This window comes from Flavobacterium rivuli WB 3.3-2 = DSM 21788 (assembly GCF_000378485.1).
In the GTDB taxonomy this organism is placed as follows: Bacteria; Bacteroidota; Bacteroidia; order Flavobacteriales; family Flavobacteriaceae; genus Flavobacterium; species Flavobacterium rivuli.
In genome coordinates, this window is sequence record NZ_KB899969.1 from 51,283 (window position 1) to 73,008 (window position 21,726).

General features: G+C 40.2%; 22 protein-coding genes. 8 read left to right on the plus strand and 14 right to left on the minus strand.

Annotation, left to right across the window (positions count from 1 at the left end):
- Positions 1–17: 17 nt before the first annotated feature.
- The 4 genes from gmk to F565_RS0109240 form a co-directional block, all read right to left on the minus strand.
- A complete protein-coding gene (gmk, locus tag F565_RS0109225) occupies positions 18–593 on the minus strand; it encodes a guanylate kinase (protein WP_020212935.1) in 576 nt (191 codons plus the stop codon).
- 110 nt (positions 594–703) lie between these two features.
- Positions 704–1,561, minus strand: a complete 858-nt coding sequence (locus tag F565_RS0109230) for a YicC/YloC family endoribonuclease (protein ID WP_035642839.1) — start codon at positions 1,559–1,561, stop codon at positions 704–706.
- Positions 1,562–1,651: 90 nt separating this feature from the next.
- A complete protein-coding gene (locus F565_RS0109235) occupies positions 1,652–2,005 on the minus strand; it encodes an arsenate reductase family protein (RefSeq protein ID WP_020212937.1) in 354 nt (117 codons plus the stop codon).
- A 121-nt stretch (positions 2,006–2,126) separates the two neighbouring features.
- Positions 2,127–2,534, minus strand: coding sequence for a hypothetical protein (locus tag F565_RS0109240; RefSeq protein WP_020212938.1), 408 nt, complete (start codon positions 2,532–2,534; stop codon positions 2,127–2,129).
- Positions 2,535–2,721: 187 nt separating this feature from the next.
- Between F565_RS0109240 and F565_RS22340 the strand changes: the two genes are divergently transcribed.
- The gene (locus F565_RS22340) at positions 2,722–2,913 is read left to right on the plus strand and encodes a hypothetical protein (protein WP_020212939.1); all 192 of its coding nucleotides are present in this window, start codon (positions 2,722–2,724) and stop codon (positions 2,911–2,913) included.
- Positions 2,914–2,934: 21 nt separating this feature from the next.
- Positions 2,935–3,228, plus strand: coding sequence for a copper resistance protein NlpE N-terminal domain-containing protein (locus F565_RS21415; protein WP_020212940.1), 294 nt, complete (start codon positions 2,935–2,937; stop codon positions 3,226–3,228).
- A gap of 40 nt (positions 3,229–3,268) precedes the next feature.
- On the opposite strand, the gene F565_RS0109250 is transcribed toward F565_RS21415, so the two are convergent.
- The 4 genes from F565_RS0109250 to F565_RS21420 all read right to left on the minus strand — a co-directional run bounded on the left by F565_RS0109250 (position 3,269) and on the right by F565_RS21420 (position 6,183).
- Positions 3,269–3,634, minus strand: coding sequence for a hypothetical protein (locus F565_RS0109250; RefSeq protein WP_020212941.1), 366 nt, complete (start codon positions 3,632–3,634; stop codon positions 3,269–3,271).
- A 97-nt stretch (positions 3,635–3,731) separates the two neighbouring features.
- Entirely contained in the window at positions 3,732–4,751 is a 1,020-nt protein-coding gene (gene pheS / locus F565_RS0109255; protein WP_020212942.1) for a phenylalanine--tRNA ligase subunit alpha, read from the minus strand.
- Between the two features lie 200 nt (positions 4,752–4,951).
- Positions 4,952–5,308 (minus strand): hypothetical protein, encoded by a 357-nt coding sequence (locus F565_RS0109260; RefSeq protein ID WP_020212943.1) that lies wholly within the window; start codon positions 5,306–5,308, stop codon positions 4,952–4,954.
- Between the two features lie 242 nt (positions 5,309–5,550).
- Positions 5,551–6,183, minus strand: coding sequence for an NAD(P)-dependent oxidoreductase (locus F565_RS21420; RefSeq protein WP_020212944.1), 633 nt, complete (start codon positions 6,181–6,183; stop codon positions 5,551–5,553).
- Positions 6,184–6,384: 201 nt separating this feature from the next.
- On the opposite strand from F565_RS21420, the gene F565_RS0109270 reads away from it, so the two are divergent.
- Positions 6,385–6,885, plus strand: coding sequence for a CvpA family protein (locus tag F565_RS0109270; RefSeq protein ID WP_020212945.1), 501 nt, complete (start codon positions 6,385–6,387; stop codon positions 6,883–6,885).
- Between the two features lie 306 nt (positions 6,886–7,191).
- On the plus strand, positions 7,192–7,389 hold the full coding sequence (locus tag F565_RS0109275; protein ID WP_020212946.1) for a cold-shock protein: 198 nt from the start codon (positions 7,192–7,194) through the stop codon (positions 7,387–7,389).
- A 126-nt stretch (positions 7,390–7,515) separates the two neighbouring features.
- Here the strand turns inward: F565_RS0109275 and F565_RS0109280 are convergent, their stop codons facing one another.
- Together F565_RS0109280 and F565_RS0109285 are read right to left on the minus strand one after the other, a co-directional pair.
- On the minus strand, positions 7,516–8,496 hold the full coding sequence (locus F565_RS0109280; RefSeq protein WP_020212947.1) for a YpdA family putative bacillithiol disulfide reductase: 981 nt from the start codon (positions 8,494–8,496) through the stop codon (positions 7,516–7,518).
- Positions 8,487–8,957 carry a CYTH domain-containing protein gene (locus F565_RS0109285; RefSeq protein WP_020212948.1) on the minus strand — a complete coding sequence of 157 codons (471 nt, stop codon included), beginning with the start codon at positions 8,955–8,957 and terminating at the stop codon, positions 8,487–8,489. The genes F565_RS0109280 and F565_RS0109285 overlap by 10 nt, the downstream gene beginning before the upstream one ends.
- Before the next feature lie 76 nt (positions 8,958–9,033).
- Between F565_RS0109285 and F565_RS0109290 the strand changes: the two genes are divergently transcribed.
- The 3 genes from F565_RS0109290 to F565_RS0109305 all read left to right on the plus strand — a co-directional run bounded on the left by F565_RS0109290 (position 9,034) and on the right by F565_RS0109305 (position 13,280).
- Complete coding sequence (locus tag F565_RS0109290; RefSeq protein WP_020212949.1) at positions 9,034–10,302, plus strand: putative phage abortive infection protein; 1,269 nt, start codon at positions 9,034–9,036, stop codon at positions 10,300–10,302.
- Between the two features lie 93 nt (positions 10,303–10,395).
- On the plus strand, positions 10,396–12,441 hold the full coding sequence (locus tag F565_RS0109295; protein WP_020212950.1) for a site-specific recombinase: 2,046 nt from the start codon (positions 10,396–10,398) through the stop codon (positions 12,439–12,441).
- Between the two features lie 359 nt (positions 12,442–12,800).
- The gene (locus F565_RS0109305; protein ID WP_020212952.1) at positions 12,801–13,280 is read left to right on the plus strand and encodes a DinB family protein; all 480 of its coding nucleotides are present in this window, start codon (positions 12,801–12,803) and stop codon (positions 13,278–13,280) included.
- 24 nt (positions 13,281–13,304) lie between these two features.
- Here F565_RS0109305 and F565_RS0109310 read toward each other — a convergent pair whose 3' ends face one another.
- Positions 13,305–14,285, minus strand: a complete 981-nt coding sequence (locus F565_RS0109310; protein WP_020212953.1) for a helix-turn-helix transcriptional regulator — start codon at positions 14,283–14,285, stop codon at positions 13,305–13,307.
- Between the two features lie 71 nt (positions 14,286–14,356).
- The gene (locus tag F565_RS0109315) at positions 14,357–15,019 is read right to left on the minus strand and encodes an NAD(P)H-binding protein (protein ID WP_020212954.1); all 663 of its coding nucleotides are present in this window, start codon (positions 15,017–15,019) and stop codon (positions 14,357–14,359) included.
- A 316-nt stretch (positions 15,020–15,335) separates the two neighbouring features.
- On the opposite strand from F565_RS0109315, the gene F565_RS0109320 reads away from it, so the two are divergent.
- Complete coding sequence (locus tag F565_RS0109320) at positions 15,336–16,184, plus strand: hypothetical protein (protein WP_020212955.1); 849 nt, start codon at positions 15,336–15,338, stop codon at positions 16,182–16,184.
- 68 nt (positions 16,185–16,252) lie between these two features.
- Here F565_RS0109320 and lepA read toward each other — a convergent pair whose 3' ends face one another.
- Together lepA and F565_RS0109330 are read right to left on the minus strand one after the other, a co-directional pair.
- Positions 16,253–18,049: a translation elongation factor 4 gene (lepA, locus tag F565_RS0109325; RefSeq protein ID WP_020212956.1), complete on the minus strand. Its 1,797-nt coding sequence runs from the start codon at positions 18,047–18,049 to the stop codon at positions 16,253–16,255.
- Positions 18,050–18,293: 244 nt separating this feature from the next.
- Positions 18,294–21,506 (minus strand): GEVED domain-containing protein, encoded by a 3,213-nt coding sequence (locus F565_RS0109330; RefSeq protein ID WP_020212957.1) that lies wholly within the window; start codon positions 21,504–21,506, stop codon positions 18,294–18,296.
- Between the last annotated feature and the right edge of the window lie 220 nt (positions 21,507–21,726).

Consider the following 21,726-nt stretch of genomic DNA (forward strand, 5'->3'; position numbering starts at 1 on the left):
CCTACTGCGACTAAAAACTAATCTCCACTCACAAAATTCTTTACCAGCTCGTATGCTTCTTTCTTGGCCGTATCAAGATCGTAGTTTTTTATAATGGTATCAAACTGTGGTGCTGTAGCAAGCTCTACAGATGCCTTTGCAATACGCATGTTGATTTTATCATCGCTCTCTGTACTGCGTTTTTTAAGGCGTATTTTAAGCTCGTCTATACTGGGTGGCTTAACAAAAACAGCAAGGGTTTCCTCAGGAAATTTCTTTTTAATACGCAGTCCGCCTGCCACATCAATATCAAAAATTACATTTTTACCTTCGGCCCAAATGCGCTCTACCTCACTTTTTAATGTACCGTAAAAATTATCGCGGTATACTTCTTCCCACTCTACAAAATCTTCCGACTTAATGTGCTTTTTAAATTCTTCAAGCGATATAAAATGGTAATGCTCCCCATGAATTTCGCCATCGCGGGCATCGCGCGTGGCGGCAGATACAGAGAATGCCAGGTTAAGCTCCGGATGCTCTAACAGGTAACGTACTATAGTGGTTTTACCCGACCCTGAAGGCGCCGAGAATACTAATAATTTTCCTTTCTTCATTAGTTGTATTGTATAGACCCATACAGCCTCTCTTAAAAAGAGAGGAGTATAGTTGCAGTATTATTTAGTTTGTTGTTTTGGTATTTAAAAATTGCTATTTGAAATTTTCCTTACAGCACATTCAGCACCTGCTCTTTTATTTTTTCGAGTTCGTCTTTCATCTGCACCACAAGCTTTTGCATCTTGGCGTGGTTAGATTTAGATCCCATAGTGTTTATTTCGCGGCCCATTTCCTGGGTTATAAAGCCAAGCTTGCGCCCGTTAGCCTCTGTACCCGCTACGGTTTCTAAAAAATAATTAAGGTGGGTTTGCAGGCGCACCTGCTCCTCTGTAATGTCCATCTTTTCAAGGTAAAAGATAAGTTCCTGCTCAAAACGGTTCTCGTCTACATTAACTTTAAGTTCCTCTATACTTGCAAGCAAGCGGGTTTTAACGGTTTGTATACGTTCGCCATCCAGCGCAACAGCTTCATTCATTAACGAAAGGATATTTGTAATCCTTACTAAAAATTCTTTTTCAAGAGATACCCCTTCAGATACCCTGAAGTTGTATATGTTTTGAAGTGCATCTTCTATAACACCCTGTATTTGTGCCCAGTCGTTCTCGTCTATTTCTTCGCGTTCTGTTTTAAGGGCATCGGGCATACGCACTGCCATTTTAAGCAGTTCGGTCTCATCGCCGTCTACCACTTCTTTCATCTGCTTAATGTAAGCCTTAACAATAGGCACATTAATTTTAGACGATGTTTCTTCGCCGGTAGCCTCTACAAAAAGGGAGAAATCTATTTTACCGCGTTCCAGCTTGAGTGCGATCTTGTTGCGAAGGCCAAGCTCCATTTCGCGAAAAACAGAAGGCATCCTTACATTAAGGTCGAGACCTTTACTGTTAAGCGACTTAATTTCTACGGTAATTTTTTTTGTGGGCAGTTGCAGGGATGCTTTCCCAAAACCCGTCATCGACTGTATCATTCAGTATGTTATATAACACAAAGATAATAAAAATAACCGAGTGGCTTTATTTGATGCAAATTAGACGAATTACCGAATAAACAGATCAACTTATTTGTTCATTTCCTCTATGGCAGCCTGAACCGTTTTAGGGCTGTTACCTATAAATACCTTATCACCCAAAACAATTACAGGGCGGCTTAAAAAGGTATAATGTTCCATGATAAGTTTTTTAATATCGTCTTCGCTAAGCTGTTGGTCTTTTAATCCTCGCTCTTTATATAGGGTAGCCTTACGGCTGAATAATGCCTCGTAACTGCCTGCCATATCTTTAAGATGGTCTACTTCAGCCTCGCTCATAGGTTCTTTCTTAATATCGTGCAGCACAACACCATTTGTAGATGGGAGCGATTTAATTATTTTTCGGCAGGTATCGCAGGTGCCTAAGTGGTATATTTTTTTCATCGGTTTTGTTTTTTTGCCACGAATTGCACTAATTAACACCAATTTTTTTTGATGAGTTAGTACTCTGTAGAATTTGATGCAGTATTATGATTTGTGAAATTAGTGTAATTCGTGGTAAAAACTACCCAATCATTACTCCTTCTTTAAATAAGATAGGCACCTCAACAGTATTGTTTTCGTTAATGGTTCCCGCTTTAAAAACGTAGTTTTTATCATACAGGGTGTTGCCTATAAAAAAGGTAACCATAAACGAGTTATCCAGTACCAGAACACTATCTTCTATCAGTTCTATTTTTACCACACTTACACCTTCTATTTTTACAAAAGCGTGGCGCAGCATACTTGTTTTGCGCTCTTCGCCATCTATAATGCCTGATGCATTGCTTACCACCAGGACCGACTCCAGGTCATAATCGCCATCGTTAACCAGGTAGGCATACCAGGTTTTTTGCATAAAATCGTCGTTCCATTCCTGTACGGCAGCAACATATACGTTCTCTACCTGCGGTATTATTATATCTTTCTTCATCTTGCTGAGCGTTATTTTCCCGAATAATGATCCGGGTATGTTAGGGGTAACAAAGCTATAAAATTTTTGTTTTAGTTAGGGTATTCCTACACTTGTATAGAATGGTTTAAGACACCTTTGTGATTTTGTTAATAAACACCGGCCCCCATTTTTAGTAACTTTACAATTAATCTTAAAATTTAAAACCATGAAAACCATCCAGATACTTTGCCTATCGGCACTGCTAAGCTTTGCCATAGGCTGTAAAAAAGACACCCCTGCAGATCCTACTGTTGAACAAACCGAACAAGGCACTTTGCCCGATGCCACAGCTATGGATACCGTGCAACCTGCTACGCCGGATACTGTTGCGGTAGACAGCATGACTGCACCTAAGTGACTGGGTAATTATTCCGGAGTTTTGCCCTGCGGCGGCGATTGCAAAGGAATTAAAACCGAGATTACATTAAAGGCTGATAAAACGTATGCGTTATCATCTCAGGCTATAGGCCGCGATGCGAAACCTGCTCTTTATAATGGCACCTATTACCTGGACAAAGCAACAAGCATTATTACGCTTGATGCTGAAGGCGATCACCTGAAATTTAAAATCATTGATGATGGAGCCGATGGCATGCTGCAAAAGCTGGACAAATTCGGCGCGGAAGAACAGGGAGGCCCACCTGCAAGATATTTTTTACATAAAGTACAGTAAACAAAAAACTCTTTGCTTAGGTAAAGAGTTTTTTTGTGCCTTAATCAAAAAACCAAAAGAGATAGCGTTCCGGATCAAAAAAGAATGTCGAAATTAATAGGGCGACACCCATAAAAGAAAGCAATTTAACCGGCAATAGTAAAATTTGCCTCTTCTGTATTTTATATTGTAACAAATCTTTTAGTAATACTACAATTAAAAAAGGGATTACCATTATTCCAGAAACAGTAAATACTAAAACAATGTCCTGTAAGCCGTTGAATCCAATTTCTTTAGGATCTATATCATAAAATTGTGGAGTTCCTTTTGTAATAATTGCAAATAAAACAAATGTGTAAATTGACAACCATGAAAGTAGAGGTAACAAAAAAAGAAAACTTAGAGGTATTTTAAATACTCGTTCCATAAATAGAGACTTTATTTATAAACGCCAACCAGGTACTTTTGTTATAACACTATTAAATCATAAACAAAAAACCCACCAAATTTGGTGGGTTTCTGTATTATATACTTGCTTTAAATTGCTCCAGAAAGCGAACATCATTTTCATAGAACATACGTATGTCTCCTATTCCATATTGTAGCATTGCTATACGCTCTACTCCCATACCAAAGGCAAAACCGTTATATTTAGTAGCATCTATTCCACAATTTTTAAGTACGTTAGGGTCTACCATACCGCAGCCGCCTATTTCCAGCCAGCCGGTACCCTTTGTAATACGGTAGTCAGTTTCTGTTTTAAGCCCCCAGTAAATATCAATCTCGGCACTTGGCTCTGTAAACGGAAAGTATGACGGGCGAAGGCGTATCTTGCTTTTACCAAACATCTCTTTAGTAAAGTACAAAAGTGTTTGTTTAAGATCGGCAAATGATACATCTTTATCTACATATAAACCTTCTATCTGGTGGAAGATGCAGTGCGAACGCGACGAAATAGCCTCGTTACGAAACACCCTTCCGGGAGATATGGTACGGATAGGCGGTTTGTTCTCCTCCATATACCTAACCTGTACCGATGATGTATGCGTACGCAAAAGCACATCGGGGTTGGTCTGGATAAAAAAGGTATCCTGCATATCGCGTGCCGGGTGGTATTCCGGCAGGTTAAGTGCAGTAAAGTTATGCCAGTCGTCTTCTATTTCCGCACCTTCGGATACATTAAACCCAATGGTGGAAAATATATCGATAATCTGGTTTTTAACTATAGATATAGGGTGGCGCGAGCCTACTGTAAAAGGTTCGCCGGGACGGGTAAGGTCGCCATAAACCCCTTTAGCTACTTCCGTAGTTTCAAAAGCTTCAGCAATAGCGGCAACTTTATCTTCGGCTGTTTTTTTAAGGTTGTTTATAACCTGGCCAAATTCCTTTTTCTGGTCGTTGGGCACGTTTTTAAACTCGGCAAAAAAGTCATTTAAAATTCCCTTTTTACCTAAAAATTTAATCCTGAAAGCCTCCAGCTCTTCTTTATTTTGTGTAGAAAATGCTTCGGCTTCGGCTATATACTCTTTAATCTTGTCTATCATTACTCTTTACTAAAAGTCTGCAAATTTAGGCATTTTAAAATTGCCATGCCACTACTTTTTGTTGTATAATTTGTAAAACATATTATAAAACGGTATACGGCTTTACTGCAATTATAGTAATATAAAATGCAGATATAATAAAAAACTCCGCAGGAAAAGCATCACTATTCCTGCGGAGTCTGCATTTTGTAGGATATAAATTACTTTATCAATCCTTTCTCTAAAAAGTAGCTTACAATAGCATCCTTCATGAGTATGCTTTGTTCACCTGCCTTTAGTGGTGGTAATTGTTCTTTAACAGTATAATGCGGCCATCCGGCAGCATCAAAATAATCAAAATCGTAGTAACCATAAGGTTCAAGCAGCCTGCAAATGGCAATATGCATAAGGTCCAGCTTTTCGTCTTTTTTAAATTTACGGTTAAACTGGCCTAGCTCCTGTACGCCAATAAGGTAAATTATAGCATCAAGGTCGAGGGTATCGCCATCGGCAAACCTCTCAGATAATATGGTTACAAGCTGTTGCCAGCGTTCTTTAAGTTGTTCGTCTCTGGACATGGGTATATTTTATCCGGCAAAGATAGTGACTTACAATTTAATGAGTATTTCGACTTTTAGTACTCAAGTATTTTTACAACATAGGTACATAGATATTCGTTCTCAACAAAGAATATAATAGGAAACAGAGCGAAATGCGTACAACTATGTGAAAAATTTATTTTCTATCTTTACTACTTGGGCAATGCTAATCTATGTGCCTATGTGGTAAAAAATTTCTATAGATAAAGAATAGTTTATTCTTAACTCCCTATAATAGGCATAGACCTTATATAATGCGGATCTTCTATTTCGTGCAGCAAAAATTCGGCAATACGCTTGCGGGAAATGCTGAATGATACAGGCTTATCGCCAAACGTTACCTTGGCAGGCTTGGTTTCTTTATCTATTGGGGCAATAAAGCGCACAACTGTCCAGTCCAGTCCAGATTCCTGTACCACTTCGCCTATGCTAATTACTTCTTTATAAGGTTTAGGATACACAAACTTTGCTATAAGCCCGGGAATTGTAGTGGTAAGCGATGCCTTATCTTCCCTGAATTTTATACTGGGAGTACCTATGGTTATAAAACGTTTTACACCACTCCATTTCATGAGGCTCATAACCGCTTTATGTCCATCATACACCGGGAGCATGTAGTAGGATCGTTTACGTGGTGGTCCAAGTGTACTTACTACAACCTCACTGTTTTCTATAACACTCTTTAAGCGGGGTATATTATTAAGCTCGCCCTCTACAGTAGTAAGGTGTGGGTGCGATACTTTAATTTTACTACTGTCTCTCACATAAGCCACAACATCGTGGCCATCTTTAAGGGCGAGGTCAAGCAGTTGAGAACCTATTTTCCCGCTTGCGCCCAGTAGGGTAATCTTCATTGCAACAAAATTTAACAATTGCAAATTTACCCATTAAAGCACAATTGTTAATCTTAACGTAATCTTAAAATAACGCCACAACCACCTCTATATCACTATACATGAGTATAGTTACGCGTAATAACGCAATAGCTCAGCACGTTAATAATTTGAACTAATTTGGCTTTTGCCAAAATTAGAATAGCCCTACCTTTGCCTGTAATGGAATTTATAGATTTAATATTAGGCGGCCTGCTGCTGTATGGATTAGGAAAAGGCTTGTGGAAAGGGCTCATTGCAGAACTTGCTGCGCTTGTGTCTCTTTTTATAGGCATTTTTATTGCCATAAAATTTTCCGGTTATGTGGGCACCATGCTTGCCGGCCACATGGAAAATTCTAAATATGTAAGCATGACTGCCTTTGCCCTTACTTTTATAGGAGTGGTTGTAGGGATAATTTTACTTGCAAAAGTATTTACTAAACTTGCCGGCGCTACTGGTTTAGGATTAGTAAACCGATTGCTTGGCGGTTTATTCGGGCTTATGAAAATGGTACTTATATTAAGTGTATCGCTTAACTTTTTCCTGAAACTAAACGCCACTATCGCTTTTGCCGAAAAGAAAACCCTCGACGAGTCTGTTTTCTTTTATCCGGTACTTAGCGTTTCTAACCTTATCTTTCCTGTACTTGAGGACTGGTTTAAGGAATATAAACATAAGTAGTTTAGGTAAACAGGTACATTACTCACTGCTGCATATCATTTTTTTGGTTGCTCCATACCGAATAATCTTAATTTCTCTGTAATATTATCGTCCTGATAATGATAAAATGGAATTTAAAATAATTTTATTACATTGTTTTTTCAGAATCGATGGGCAAGAGGTTGCTGTAAAAAGCACTATTTTACTGTAAATATCCTAAATTTAACATGTAAAAGAGGAAAACTTTACATTCTGACAAAAAATAAATGGATAAACATGCGGTATACTCATTTAATTGTTACACTTTTGCGGTAATTAATATATATTATGGAATCAGGAAAAGTAAAGTTCTTCAACGAAGCAAAAGGATTTGGATTTATTGTACCTTCTAATGGTAATGCAGATGTGTTTTTTCACATTTCAGGATTACTTGAAGATCAGGTTAGAGAGAACGATTCTGTTGAATACGAAGTAGAAAACGGCAAAAAAGGTTTAACAGCAGTTAATGTTCGTATCACTGAATAATTAACAACCGTTAAAAACATTGTACAGACTTAGTAATAGTATACACAGTCTGCTATACAAGTAAAACGAAAGGCCTCACAGCAATGTGAGGCCTTTTTGTTTTTAGCGCGAAGCCCGAAAATATAATTACTGCTTGCTTATAATATCATTTACGATCATGCCTGCATGTACGCGGGAGTTTTCTATAAACCATTTATGGGTTTCCAGTCCGCCGCAAACCACACCGGCAAGGTAAAGCCCCTGCACATTGGTCTCCATAGTTTCAGGGTTATATTGTGGCGTGCATTCTAATCCTTCGCTCACATTAATGCCCGATTTTTTAAGAAAATCGATATCCGGCCTGTAGCCTGTTAATGCCAGTACAAAATCATTCTCAAGTGTTACGGTACCATCCGGCGTAAAAATGTCTGCCTCTCCATCCCGAATTTCGGTAACCTCCGAATAATAATAGGCTTTAATGCTGCCTTCGGCAATGCGGTTCTCTATATCGGGTTTAACCCAATACTTTACCCGGTCGTTTATCTGGTCACGACGAATAACCATTGTTACCTCGGCACCTTTGCGCCAGCATTCCAGCGCAGCATCTACAGATGAGTTGTTGGCTCCCACCACCAGCACTTTGCTAAAAGCATACTCGTGAGCCTCCTTATAATAATGGCGTACCTGCGGAAGGTTCTCTCCCGGAACATTCATATAAATGGGAATTTCATAAAAACCGGTAGCTATAACAACATTGCGGGCATTGTACCAATCTTTACTGGAGTGTACTACAAACATACCCGACCCCTGTTTGTTTATAGAGATAACCCTCTCGAACATTTTAATGTGCAGGTTAAAATGCTTGTGCACGTTGCGGTAATATTCCAAAGCTTCTTGGCGGCCGGGCTTTGGTGCAATGCAGCTAAAAGGCACATTGCCTATCTCAAGCTTTTCGGCAGTAGAAAAAAACGTCATGTACAGCGGGTAATTAAACAAGCTGTTAACAAGAGCACCTTTTTCTAAAACAACATAACTAAGGCCTTTCTCCTGTGCTTCTATGGCACAGGCAAGGCCTATGGGGCCACCGCCAATGATGATAACATCATACACAAAATTGCTTATTGCCATGTGTTGTAGGGATTGCGGCTCAGGTAAGCGTTGTAGTAGCGTTCTGTGCCCGTTACCTCTTCGCCCAGCCATTCGGGTTTTATAAAATCTTCGTTCTCATCGGCAAGTTCAATTTCGGCAACTGTGAGTCCGGCGTTATCCCCAAAAAACTCGTCTACCTCATAAACATGGCTGCCCACTTTTACCTCATGCCTTATTTTATCTATTGCGCCTTTTTCGCAAAGGGCAAGAAGCTGTTCGGCATCTGCTACAGAAATTTCTTTTTCCCACTCCATACGGCTCGTGCCGCTCTCGTTGCTTTTGCCCTTTATGGTTAAAAATCCCTGGTCGCCTTTGGTACGCACGCGTACGGTACGATCGGGCACCGAACTTAAATAACCCTGTGCAATGCGTTTTTGTGTATAAGCCTGCTGCTTATAACTATCGTTAAGTACTAAAAACTTGCGTTCTGTCTCTATCATATTATTGTAAAATGTAATGGCAAGTTACGGAATTATAGGGAGAGGATTTTGTATATTTCGTGCATAAATATTTCAGATGGATAAGAAATCAAAACGAGTGCTATGGGCGACTATAATAGTAGCCTTCCTCTTATTGGCTGTTTTTATAAAAAGAATAATAGCAGATGGGGTTAATATTTGTGATACAGATATTGATTACGCGATAACAGGCCAAGTTGGCGATTTTATAGGCGGTGTTATTGGCACTATTTTTACGGTGGCGGGTTTCTATTTTTTATATATAACATTGAGTGAGCAAAGAAAATCATTCGAACAAGAACGTTTAGAAACTCGATTCTTTGAAATGATTAAGCTTTATAAAGAAAATGTAAATGAATTAACTTATACTGAAAAACAACTTGTTAAAGAACTACCTTATTCTGGATATAGAGTAGAAAAAATTAAGAACAAATATGTTGGTAGAAAAGTTATGAAAATAATTTATCATGATTTTACCTTATTATATAAAGAATTAGATTTCTTATTTAATGAATCAGAAATATATGAAAAAAAATATAAAAAACTTTTAGAAGAAAATTTGATATTAGGTAAACGAAATATCAATCTTAATGAATATGCTAAAATAGATATAATTTACTGTATAATATTTTTTGGATTAAGTAGTCAGGATAGGCTTGCTTTAAAAAATATTTTTAACGCGAGATACCGTGGAGAATTTATTGAGAAAGTTATAATGTTTGCGTCACTTAAACCAAAGGAGGAGTCAAGACGTTGGGATATATGGATGTCATTTAACAAACTTACTGTTAGAGATAAAATCAAAAAATTTGATGACGCATGGAATGAAGTTGTGCGTCAAGGGTTAGACCCTATATCTGACAAAGGACATTACGAAATAATATCAATTTTACTACCAGTTAATAATGAGAATTTTAACATCAATAAATACTATGGTGGTCATCAATTTAGATTAGGTCATTATTTCAGGCACATTTATCAAAGTATCATTTATATAAATAATAGCAAACTCAAATTCGGGGAAAAATATGAAAATCTAAAACTTTTAAGAGCTCAAATATCTACGTTTGAACAAAGATTAATTTTCTTAAATAGTATTTCAACAATGGGAAGGTCTTGGGAATTAGAAAAAATCGGCAAAAGTTCTGAGGTTTTAAATTTTAATGACAGGTTGATCACTAAATTTAATTTCATTAAAAATATTCCTAATGATATTTTAATTGATGATATCAAGGTATCTACCTACTATCCAAATGTGCTTTTAGAAACAAATTATGATGCTGATCAAATATTGGAAAGAATTGAATTAGAAAAAAAATATATATAGTGTTCTTCTCTTAAACCTATATTAAAGTCATTAAACCATAACGTTTCCTGAACATCTATTTGTATTTTTACAAATTAAGTCCCTTATTTGCCCATGAAGTTCCGTAAAACCAAAGCTGCCATTACATTGCCCGAATTCTTCAAACTAAACTTTGACGAAAACAGCCTTTGGGAATACAAAGCCGATGAAACCGACTTACTGTCCGATCTCGTAGCCATCATCCGGCCGCGGGGGTATAAAGTTATGCCCAGTGTAGACCTTACAGAACTATTACAAATATTGCAGGGTAATGCGCAGTATTGTACCGGGCTATCGCTGTACCTTAAAGGTATTCTTAAGAACAAAAAATTTAGCCATATACTTACCGATGCCGGTATTCTTACCGACGCCGTTTTTTTCTTTGAGGTGCGCAAGCGGATGTTTGCCAAGCTAATACCAGACCAGCCACAAAAGGATACATTAGAGTATGTGCTTAACCAGGTATTTTATGTTCGTACCGACCCGCAATGGATAGAAACGATACCCAAAGAGCAACTGGAACAGATGTTTGACATGCTTAAATTCAGGTCGTTATATGCATCTACCGAATCGCGCAGCCCGCTGGCCGAACTTATTTTTGCCATGGAGGTGCTTATTCATCGTATTGCCGGCCGTGCGCTGGAGAGTGAGGTTATACAAATGGTGCCGGAGTACGAAAACCTCGAAAGCCCGTTCCTTGCCATACAAAAGGAATTTGGCACGGTATCAGACAAACTACTGGAGCAAAACCGCAATTACGTATCGCCCAATGATATTGGCTATCGCCAAATTTTAGTACTCCGTTCCCAATGTGCCGATTATGTAAAGCTGGCGTTTAAAAACAGTGCAAAACACGGTATATCATTGCGGGTAAACCAGAGCCTGCTGCGCATTCGCCAGCAACTGGAACGCCTTGCGGTATTGCTGCCTTTAATTGTTATAGACGAAACCGAAGGTGCTAAAAAAGATAGTATAGATTTAGCCGTTAAGCTGATTACATACAATTGCGATAAGAACAATGTGCGCAAGCTGATAAATGAAAGCACGCAGTTGCTGTCATACGAAATTACCCAACATACCGCCGATACAGGCGAACATTACATTACTAAAGATCGTAAAGAGTATTTCAGGATGTTCTGGAATGCCTCCGGTGGGGGTATTATAGTAGGTATATTATGTATCATTAAGGTGTTCTTATCTAAAATGGATACCAGTGCCTTTGGGCATGCCTTTTTTTACAGCATGAACTACGCCATGGGCTTTATAGCTATTTATGTGCTGGGTTTTACATTAGCCACAAAACAGCCCGCCATGACCGCTGCCGCACTTGTACGTGCCCTTGAAAAAGGCCGTAAAAAGCACCATTCTGGCGAAGTAGAGAACCATGAAGCCTTTGCCGAATTTTTTGCACGGGTATTCCGGTCGCAGTTTATAGCATTTGTAGGTAATGTAATTATGGCATTTCCGGTGGCATTGCTGGGCATCTGGGCTATAGACATGATATTTAATTACAACCTGGCGCTTACCAAGTGGTACCACCTTATAGAAGACCTTAACCCTATAGAGTCGCCTGCAATACTGCATGCCGCCATTGCCGGTGTGTTCCTGTTCCTTTCAGGAATTATAGCCGGTAGTGTTGCCAACCGCGACAAGTACCGCCATGTATACTACCGCATACAGGAACATCCGTTGCTTAAAAAGAGTTTTGGGCGCGTAAAGGCACAAAAGCTTGCCAAGCTATTCGAAAGTAAATGGGCAGGTATTGTGTCTAACTTTTGGTTTGGTGTCTTTATGGGGACTACCGCCTCCATAGGATTCTTCTTAGGTCTCGACCTTGATGTTCGCCACATTACCTTTGCCAGTGGCAACCTTGCCCTGGGGCTGTATGGTGCCAACTATAATGTATCTACCGATATGATCGTGTGGGGCGTGTTTGGTATAGGCATCATTGGGCTGGTAAACTTTATGGTTAGCTTTGGGCTATCAATGGGGCTGGCATTCCGTTCGCGAAATATCCCCCTAACAGAGCTTGGCCCTATTGCAAAAGCCATCTGGAAGTACTTTAAGCAAAAACCGGGTTCGTTCTTTTTTCCTAATTTCAGGGCACAAACAAAGGAATAGTTAGTTTGCTTATTTTCTGAAATAAGAATTTTTACCAAAGGCCACCACGGTTTTCGCAAAGGTAAAAAGGCTAAGTGAAGACAACCGGGTGCCAGTTTAAACTTAACTGCCTTAAGGCAGAGGTACACAAAGTTGGTTATTAAGCTTCGTGCGCCTCATCCCGATATTGGGATTGTTGTCCTTGTGTCAAATTGTATGTACAGCTTTGTGGCCTTCATGAAAAACTTTGTGTACATAGTGGTTAAATTCTTTTGGTAGTAGGTAGGTATATAAAAATACTGTTTCCATTTTCCTGCTGACATACTGTTGTCATTACCGTAAAATACATTTGCAGTATAAATCAATAACAGCAAATTATTATGGAAACAACAACTCAAATCATCAGCAAGCAGGAATTATTAAACCACTGGATTGGCCACCGTGCCCTTACACGCAAGGTTATCGATAAATTTCCTGAGAACGATTTCTTCGAATTTTCTATTGGGGGAATGAGGCCATTTGCCAAACTGGTTACAGAACTTCTTGCAATAGGTGCCCCCGGCATTAAAGCTATTGTAGAGCGTAGCGCATCGACCTTTAATGAAGAGGCAGCCACCTTTACCACAAAGGCCGATTATTTAGCAGCGTGGGATGCCGCTACAGATGCTATAACCCGTGACTGGGACGGGGTTAAAGAAGAACAATTTGAAGAAATGTTCAATCTTTTTGGGCAATATAATTTCCCTGTCCTGCAAAATATTCTTTATTTTATAGATAACGAGATACACCACCGCGCACAGGGTTATGTGTACCTTAGGGCGCTGGGTATAGAGCCGCCGTTCTTTTGGGACCGTTATTAATTGTAAACTCAAACATCCCGAAGGCTACATGCTTTCGGGATGTTTTGCTATAAGGCGGTTGCTGTAGTTTTCTAACAATTGGGCTACAGTATCTATAAGTTCCTGCGGCTCGAGTATGGTGGCAAAATCGGCATACATCATGTACCACCGCGGGAACCATTGTTTTATATCGCGTGCCATAAACAGCATCTCTATACCCTCTTTAGTTACGGCTTCAGATACAAAGCCGTGGTTGTATTTTTCGGTACTCAGGTAACGTGCAAACTTAGGGTCTACCAGCATGCGCACTTTAGTAATATCGCAGGGTTTCTGATCTTTTTTAAGATAATGTTCTAAAGGCTGGTGCTGATGGGTAAAAGGTTGCTCCGTTGGCTTTATGCCAAATATACGATCGGTGCGAAACTGCCGGTAATCGTTGCGCAAGTGGCAAAAACCTATGGCATACCAGTTGCTGTAATCATGAAAAACGCCTACGGGCTCTATAAGGCGCTGGCTTATGCTTTCGGCATCCATAGCCTGGTATTGCAGGGTAACACAGTATTTTTCGGCACTGCTTTTCATAAGCTCGGCAAGCACGTTAGGCACAGGGTCGGGAGCTATAGTCTGAGTTTGCTGCATCAGCACACTTTCTTCCATGCTTTGCAGCCAGTCTTTATCCTCATTTTTAAGGATCGACTTAATTTTAAACATCGCGCTGTTGTACGATCCGCCCAATGCCTTATCACTAAATTTTTGCACCAGTTTTTCGGCGGCAATAAAACTGGCCGCTTCCTCTCTTGTAAACATAACCGGTGGCAGTTTGTAGCCATCTACCAGAGAGTAGCCTGTACCGGCCTCGCCATATAACGGCACTCCGGAAGCCTCCAGTGAGCGCATGTCGCGGTAAATGGTGCGGAGGCTCACGCCAAAACGTTCGGCAAGCTCCTGCGCCCGTACCGTTTTTTTAGACTGTAGTTGGATAAGGATGGCTATTATGCGGTCGAATTTTTTTGGGGTATCGTCCATTTTAAGTTGCAAAGTTACAGAGCAGCAAGGTTATGAAAATACAAAGTTACAAAGTTCGTCTTGCCAATAGCCTATACTTTCTTCGCCAAATCATTTATTTTATTGCTCGTAACAATAACATCGTGGTAGTTGTTATTCGCCAGCCATACCATAGCCTTTGCAATATTAGCGGCGGTAACGCTTTTATATTTGGCAGCACCACCCCAAAGCAGCGGGTTAACTAACTTCCACAACCCAATAAAAAGTTGCTCCATTACACGCGACTCTGACCTTTGCGCCACAATAAGCGACGGCTGTAAAATGTAAGTGTTGGCAATATTTTGTTGCTGTACAGCTTCCTGCATTTCGCCTTTGGTACGGCTGTAAAAAATGCTGCTGCTTTTATTGGCTCCCACAGCAGATACCACAATATACGTATCTATACCATTTGCTTTAGACAACTTAGCTGCCGTTACAGGAATCCCGAAATCTATTTTATAGTACTCGTCCTTATCCGGCGTTTTAGCTTTGGTGGTGCCTATGCAACAATACACTTCATCGGCGGTAAAGTCAGGCGCATACTTTTCCAGTTGCAGCAAATCGATTATATGTTCCTCTATTTTAGGGTTGGCTATGTTAAGGCTTTTCCTTACAAAGATTTTTATAGTACTGTAGCGGCTGTCTGCCAGGAGCAGTTGCAGGAGTTCGCTTCCTGTTGCACCACTGGCACCAAGTATAATGGCTGTTTTAGGCATGGCATTTTTTATTTACGAAAAGTTACGAATAAATGTGTGGGGATGATGGGATGCGGCTGAATTTTTGAGATGTTGACTGATTTAATAGGTACAACGTGTAACATCGCGACAACCTGCAAGGTCTTCGAGACCTTGTAGGTTTAATTTTTTAGACCTACAAGGATTTTAAAACCTTGCAGGACAAACTACACTCATGCCTTAAACTTACGGAAGGCTTGTATCATTTCGTAAATGCCAAGTTCTGTTAATAAAATTATTATCGGAATTTAAATCATCCCATATAATATTATAATTTAGTATTACTTAATTAGAATTTATGTCGAAGGAAATTGTCTTTAGTGCTTATAAGTTTAACTTGTTGCCGTATGAAAATAAAAATTTGAGCTTTAATTTTGAAGGCGAAGACCCTGATTTTACTTTGAAAAAAGATAGGAACAAGGTTTTTTCTTCTATCTTATTATCTTTGAGTACTCATAAATCAGATAAGAATATGTTCAAATTAGTTGATAGTGAAAAAGAATTATATCTTTTTAAAATCTCTAATAAAAAAAATGCCCATATAGTAGATGATAACTTTGAGAAGACAACAATACAAAGTAATCCGTATGTATATATAGTTGTGGACAATGATCCAAAATCTCAATTTATATTTATAAGTGAAGCGGCTGAAATTTTCAAAACTGTAAATTCTACAAAGAATATTTTACTTGCTGTCTTTAGGAGGCATTTGCAGTTAGAAATTTTAAATATCGAAATTACTGAAGTATTCGACAAAAAAGATTTTTGGAAACTCGCTAAGGATAATGAAAATAAAATAAATTATATAAATATTGAAGTTAAAAAACCAAATCCTTTTGATAAACCTAAGACTATGTATGAAGGGTTTCAAAATTTTGCTGGTAAAACAAATGCATACAAAAGTAATATTTTATTAAGAGCTCCTGAAAAAGGAATTTTAAAGGGTATCAATCCTAAAAATAAAGATTTAGTTAGCCTTGTTGAGCAATCGTCAGAGAGTGGGGGTGATATTAAAATTAAAATTGTTAACATACGTAAACAAATAAGCACAAATTCAAGTGTCAAAAAAGTAAAAATCAATGAATCTGATTTAGATAAAAACGGAGACAAATTATTTAATATGTATATGGAAACTTTTAGAGTGTAGTGCTTACAAAAAATCCCGCCAAAAAGCGGGATCCATTATCTATCATCTTATATCTAAAAATCTAAGATTTAATCATTCAGCTTCAACACCGCCATAAAGGCTTCCTGCGGAATTTCCACATTACCTACCTGGCGCATACGTTTCTTACCTTTTTTCTGTTTTTCAAGAAGTTTACGCTTACGCGATATATCTCCACCATAACATTTTGCGGTAACATCTTTACGTAATGCCTTAACCGTTTCACGGCTAATAACCTTTACCCCAATCGCTGCCTGAATAGGAATATCAAACTGCTGGCGCGGTATAAGCTCTTTTAGCTTCTCGCACATTTTTTTACCTATGTTGTAGGCATTGTCTTCGTGAATTAGTGCACTCAGTGCATCTACCGGCTGTGCATTTAACAGTATGTCAAGGCGCACAAGTTTTGAGGTACGCATACCTATAGGCGAATAATCGAAAGAAGCATAGCCTTTAGAAACTGTCTTAAGCCTGTCGTAAAAGTCGAATACGATCTCGGCAAGCGGCATGTCAAAGTTAAGCTCCACACGCTCTGTAGTAAGATACGTCTGGTGGGTAATAATACCGCGCTTTTCTATACAAAGACCCATTACGTTACCCACAAAGTCCGACTTTGTAATGATCGTAGCTTTAATATACGGCTCCTCTACATGGCTCAGTCTTGACGGCTCAGGCAGGTCGCTCGGGTTGTTAACTATGAAGCCTTTTTCAGGCTCTTTTTTGGTAAAGGCAAGGTACGACACGTTGGGAACCGTAGTAATAACTGTCATATCAAACTCGCGCTCTAAACGCTCCTGGATAATTTCCATGTGCAGCATCCCTAAGAACCCGCATCGGAAACCAAAACCCAGTGCCGCCGAACTCTCCGGTGCAAACACCAGCGAGGCATCGTTAAGCTGCAATTTCTCCATAGAGTTGCGCAGCTCTTCATAATCCTCTGTATCTACCGGATAAATACCGGCAAATACCATTGGTTTTACATCTTCAAAACCGCTTACCATATTTTGGGTAGGGTTTTTGGCATCGGTAAGGGTATCACCCACCTTAACCTCTTTAGCTTCTTTAATACCCGAAATAAGGTAACCCACATCACCCGCACCTACAATTTGCTTGGGTACCTGGTTAAGTTTAAGCGTACCAATCTCGTCAGCATAATACTCATTGCCGGTAGCCATAAATTTAATTTTCTGGCCTTTAGTAATCGATCCGTTAATAACACGGAAGATAACCTCGATACCACGAAACGGGTTGTACACCGAGTCGAATATCAGTGCCTGTAACGGCTCATCCGGGTTGCCTTTTGGTGCGGGGATACGCTCAATAATAGCAGCAAGTATAGCCTCTACACCAAGGCCGGTTTTACCGCTGGCAGGTATAATATCTTCGAGCTTGCAGCCTAAAAGGTCTACAATATCATCGCTTACCTCTTCCGGGTTTGCGCTTGGTAAATCTATTTTATTAAGTACCGGGATAATTTCCAGGTCATTTTCTAAGGCAAGGTACAGGTTACTAATAGTTTGTGCCTGTATGCTTTGTGCAGCATCTACAATAAGCAGTGCACCCTCGCAGGCCGCAATAGAACGCGATACCTCATACGAGAAATCTACGTGGCCTGGGGTATCTATAAGGTTAAGTATATACTCTTCGCCTTTATAGGTGTACTCCATTTGTATGGCGTGGCTCTTAATGGTAATACCACGTTCGCGCTCAAGGTCCATGTTGTCAAGCAACTGCGCCTGACTTTCGCGCTTTGTTACCGTTTGTGTGGCATCCAGCAGGCGGTCGGCCAGGGTACTTTTTCCGTGGTCAATATGTGCAATAATGCAAAAATTCCTAATATGCTTCATCTTCTTCGTATATCAATTTTTTAGGGCGTACCACCTCCATTACATTCCGGCGTCGCGCTTTCGGCTTTATCCCTTCGCTACGCTACGGGGATACCGCCTCTATCGCTCACGCGGGGCATACCAGTAAAGGTACGTATTAATCGGCAAATATAGTTAAAGTTAGCGAGTTGCGAAATAGCCTTTACATCAAATAAAAATCCCCACGCACGGCGTGGGGATTCCAGAGAAAACTCTCTGCACAAAATTAAAAAATGATCCTTTTGCTTACTTTACCTTTTACAGTAGTAACTTCTACTATAAGTACCTGCTGTTGCAATTGCAGGCCGGCAATTTCGGCATGTGTATTATTAATATCGGCCTGGCTGTATAGCACCCTGCCTTGTATGTCATGAATTGATATTCCTGTCATTAAAACAGTACCTGATTTTATGTTTATGCCATTAGCTTCTTTATATACTATCACGCTGTTAGCAAGCAGTTCGGGTGTGTTTGTGCCTAACAGGGAAACGGTTTCCCATGTGCTGTATTCGCCTGCGCCGCAGTTAGTGCGCACAAAAAGGTAAGCCGGCTGTGCAGGGTTATATGCGGCATCGTCTATAAAAAAATCTGTAGTTGTTGTACCGTTGCCTGCGGGCAGCGTAGCCGATGGTCCAAAAACATACTCATACCCCGTAGGTGCATCGCCTAATAGAGGCGGGCTCCACCTAAGTTCGGCAGTTGTAGTATCTACAGCAGTTACTGACAGGCCAAACGGAGGGTAGCAGCTGGGTGCATCTGTTACATTCAGGGTGTAGTCTTCTGCCTCGCCCGATCCCTGTTCGCCGCAAGCGGGAATAGGAGCGCCATTACGTGCATTGCGTATCCTCATCCTGTAGCTGCCCACAGGTGTTCCTGCCGGGATAGTGATATTGCCTATTGCAGCAGGCGATCGTAATAATGCGGTATCAATTATTCTTTCTCCCTCGTCATCAAAATCGTAGTCATTGTTCCAGTCTATCCAAACGGTATATAAATACGTGTCTGTAGCGTTTGGAGCAGTAGCCTGTATAGAAAACGACCCACCCGGATAACTGGTTACAGTGTATTGAGACGTGTAGTCAGTATAAGCACTAAAATCAGGGCTTGCAGAAGAAAAATTTGTTTGGCCTCCTGTAGTGGTTATCCCTGTAATGTAATACTCTGTAGATGCCGTGTTTACAGGTACGCAGTATCCTGTAAAGAACGGATATGTTACCCAAACGCTGTTTCCGTCTTCGGCACTACATACAGACCGTACGTGCAGGTAACTGTTAACGTTAGGAGTAACGGCTATGCCTGTTATAGATAGTGCTGTTGTATATGTACCACTTTCAGGATGTATTTCATTTGTTGTAACAGCATATTCGTAACCATTAGGCGTACCTGTATTAGGTACTGCCCAGCTAATATTTGCTGTTGTAAGCGAGGTGGCAGTAGCTGTAACCTGTGTTGGTTTATCGCAGGTTACAGGTGGTATTAACGACCAGTTTATAGTATAGGTGCCAGAGTAGGTTTCGTAACCATCCTGTACCCAATACAATGTTTGTGCACTGCCGGTAGTATTTTCCCAAATTGTAGATTGTACTTCGCTAAAGGTATCTGTACAAAATACTACTGTCCTGTTTTCCTGGGTACAGCCACCATAAAATAACGAGCTTATAAAGTCGTAATTACTGGCAGTAAGGCCTATAGAAAGGCTATATCCGTTAGGTACCTCTATTGAGTAAAAAACATCCGCTGCTGCGCCAAACCCACATGTAGGGGCATGGTTATTCTCAGCTCCCTCTGTACTAAATGAGTACGGGCTTGTAAGAGAAGCAAGATCTACAGCAGTACTGCAAATATCCCCTTGCAGATATCTGAATTTGTATGAAACTACCCATTGGCTAAAATCGTTATTACCGCAATTAGACCTTACATGTAGGTAATAGTAGGTATTATCAATAAGTCCTGTGTATCCTGTTACAGATGTTTGTGTTGTAGCGGTGCCGGTTGCAGGTGGCGTTGCACTTGTAGTAACAGCATACTCATAGCCTGCGGGTGTTTCGCCAAGTGCCGGAGCAGACCAGCTTAAATTTGCAGTCCCGGATGCTGTAGCAACACCATTAACATCGTCCGGGCTGTAACATGTAGGTGGCGTAGTTACATTTATAGTATAATCTTCATAAGTACCATAACCTCCCGTTATACATGGTGTTGCACCACCTCCGGGAACAGCGCCAATTCTTAACTGATGATTGCCTAATGTTGCAGTTACAGGAACGGTAAATATTCCGTATAATGTGGTACTGCCTGCATCTGCCGAAAGGCCGCTGTAAATTTGTTCACCTTCATCATTAAAATCAAGGTCGTCATTCCAGTCTGCCCAAATTTTTACGTTGTAGGGAACAAAAGTGGCAAGCGAAACACTAAATTGCTGGTTAACTCCCTGCTGGATGTTTACAACCTGTGCAGCATAGTTGCCATAATTACCTGCTTCGCGGTTTGTTGTATTGTTAATGGTACCAATGGTTACATTTGTAATCCCCTGGCCATCTACGTCGCCGGGGGCCGGTATACATGCACCGTTAAAAAACGGTAAGGTTGTCCACTGGCTGTAATCGCCATTGCCGCAATTTGTCCTTACATGAAGGTAGTTCACCGCATTTGGTGTAACCGTTAAACCGGTTACAGCTGTGCCGGTAACTGTAGTCCCGCTCGCGGGCGCGGCCTGGGTTGTAGTAACAGCATATTCGTAACCTGCAGGTATAGTGCCCTGGGTGGGTGCTGTCCAGCTTAAATTAATAGTACCTGCATTAATATTGACTCCTGTTATAGCAGTTGGAGAAAAACATGTTGGGGCAGGGGTAACGTTTATTGTGTAATCTTCAAATGCGCCCCAGTCTCCTGTAAAACATGGGGTTGCAGTACCCAACCATTCAGGTACTATACCTACCCTTAAGCGATGGTTGCCAAGTGTAGTAGTTAATGGTACTGTAAATGTACCGGTTAGCGTAGCCCTTGTTGAATATGGCGAAACAATAGCATAAACCTGTTCGCTGTCTTCAAAAGTAAAATTGTTGTTCCAGTCTACCCATATTTTTGTGCTGTAACCTTCATAAGTAAAAAGGCTTATGCTAAATGGCTGTGCGGTTCCCTGGCCAACATTTACAATCTGGCTGCTAAAATTGCCATAGTTGCCAGCCTCTGTAGTTGTTGTGTTGTTAATGGTGCCTATGGTTACATTTGTTATACCCTGCCCGTCTACGCTTCCTGTATTAGGTATACAGTATGCAGTTTCCTGCGCAAAACTGTAAGTGGCGGTTAACATTATAAAGAGGGCAACCATATTATGGGTAATAAAATGTACAGCCCGGTGCGGCGCACTGTAATTGTTGCGTGGCAGTTTTGAGGTACTGCCCTGCGATAAAAGTTGTGTAATTTGATGTTTTCTTTTCATAGTTTTTGTAATGGGCAATCGTATTAATGGTTAATTTTTATTGGTATTCAGTTGTGTTTTTACATAGTGCACATTCTTTTTAGCTTAATATACACCGGTAATGCAGAAGTAGTTTCATAGCTAAATATTATACGCAGGCGTAAAAGTCTGTATTGTTATGTCAGCAATAAAAAAACAGCACGGAAAATTTGTGACATTATACTGAATGTTTTGTAAAGTA

Excerpts from the sequence above, each read along its gene's own strand:
- F565_RS0109320 (WP_020212955.1), top strand. The coding sequence starts at position 15,336 with ATGTCGAAGGAAATTGTCTTTAGTGCTTATAAGTTTAACTTGTTGCCG.
- lepA (WP_020212956.1), bottom strand. The coding sequence starts at position 18,049 with ATGAAGCATATTAGGAATTTTTGCATTATTGCACATATTGACCACGGA.
- F565_RS0109305 (WP_020212952.1), top strand. The coding sequence starts at position 12,801 with ATGGAAACAACAACTCAAATCATCAGCAAGCAGGAATTATTAAACCAC.
- F565_RS22340 (WP_020212939.1), top strand. The coding sequence starts at position 2,722 with ATGAAAACCATCCAGATACTTTGCCTATCGGCACTGCTAAGCTTTGCC.
- F565_RS0109240 (WP_020212938.1), bottom strand. The coding sequence starts at position 2,534 with ATGAAGAAAGATATAATAATACCGCAGGTAGAGAACGTATATGTTGCT.
- F565_RS0109275 (WP_020212946.1), top strand. The coding sequence starts at position 7,192 with ATGGAATCAGGAAAAGTAAAGTTCTTCAACGAAGCAAAAGGATTTGGA.
- gmk (WP_020212935.1), bottom strand. The coding sequence starts at position 593 with ATGAAGAAAGGAAAATTATTAGTATTCTCGGCGCCTTCAGGGTCGGGT.
- F565_RS0109280 (WP_020212947.1), bottom strand. The coding sequence starts at position 8,496 with ATGGCAATAAGCAATTTTGTGTATGATGTTATCATCATTGGCGGTGGC.
- F565_RS0109285 (WP_020212948.1), bottom strand. The coding sequence starts at position 8,957 with ATGATAGAGACAGAACGCAAGTTTTTAGTACTTAACGATAGTTATAAG.
- F565_RS21420 (WP_020212944.1), bottom strand. The coding sequence starts at position 6,183 with ATGAAGATTACCCTACTGGGCGCAAGCGGGAAAATAGGTTCTCAACTG.
- F565_RS0109260 (WP_020212943.1), bottom strand. The coding sequence starts at position 5,308 with ATGTCCAGAGACGAACAACTTAAAGAACGCTGGCAACAGCTTGTAACC.
- F565_RS0109330 (WP_020212957.1), bottom strand. The coding sequence starts at position 21,506 with ATGAAAAGAAAACATCAAATTACACAACTTTTATCGCAGGGCAGTACC.
- F565_RS0109235 (WP_020212937.1), bottom strand. The coding sequence starts at position 2,005 with ATGAAAAAAATATACCACTTAGGCACCTGCGATACCTGCCGAAAAATA.
- F565_RS0109295 (WP_020212950.1), top strand. The coding sequence starts at position 10,396 with ATGAAGTTCCGTAAAACCAAAGCTGCCATTACATTGCCCGAATTCTTC.
- F565_RS0109315 (WP_020212954.1), bottom strand. The coding sequence starts at position 15,019 with ATGCCTAAAACAGCCATTATACTTGGTGCCAGTGGTGCAACAGGAAGC.
- pheS (WP_020212942.1), bottom strand. The coding sequence starts at position 4,751 with ATGATAGACAAGATTAAAGAGTATATAGCCGAAGCCGAAGCATTTTCT.
- F565_RS0109290 (WP_020212949.1), top strand. The coding sequence starts at position 9,034 with ATGGATAAGAAATCAAAACGAGTGCTATGGGCGACTATAATAGTAGCC.
- F565_RS0109270 (WP_020212945.1), top strand. The coding sequence starts at position 6,385 with ATGGAATTTATAGATTTAATATTAGGCGGCCTGCTGCTGTATGGATTA.
- F565_RS0109250 (WP_020212941.1), bottom strand. The coding sequence starts at position 3,634 with ATGGAACGAGTATTTAAAATACCTCTAAGTTTTCTTTTTTTGTTACCT.
- F565_RS0109310 (WP_020212953.1), bottom strand. The coding sequence starts at position 14,285 with ATGGACGATACCCCAAAAAAATTCGACCGCATAATAGCCATCCTTATC.
- F565_RS0109230 (WP_035642839.1), bottom strand. The coding sequence starts at position 1,561 with ATGATACAGTCGATGACGGGTTTTGGGAAAGCATCCCTGCAACTGCCC.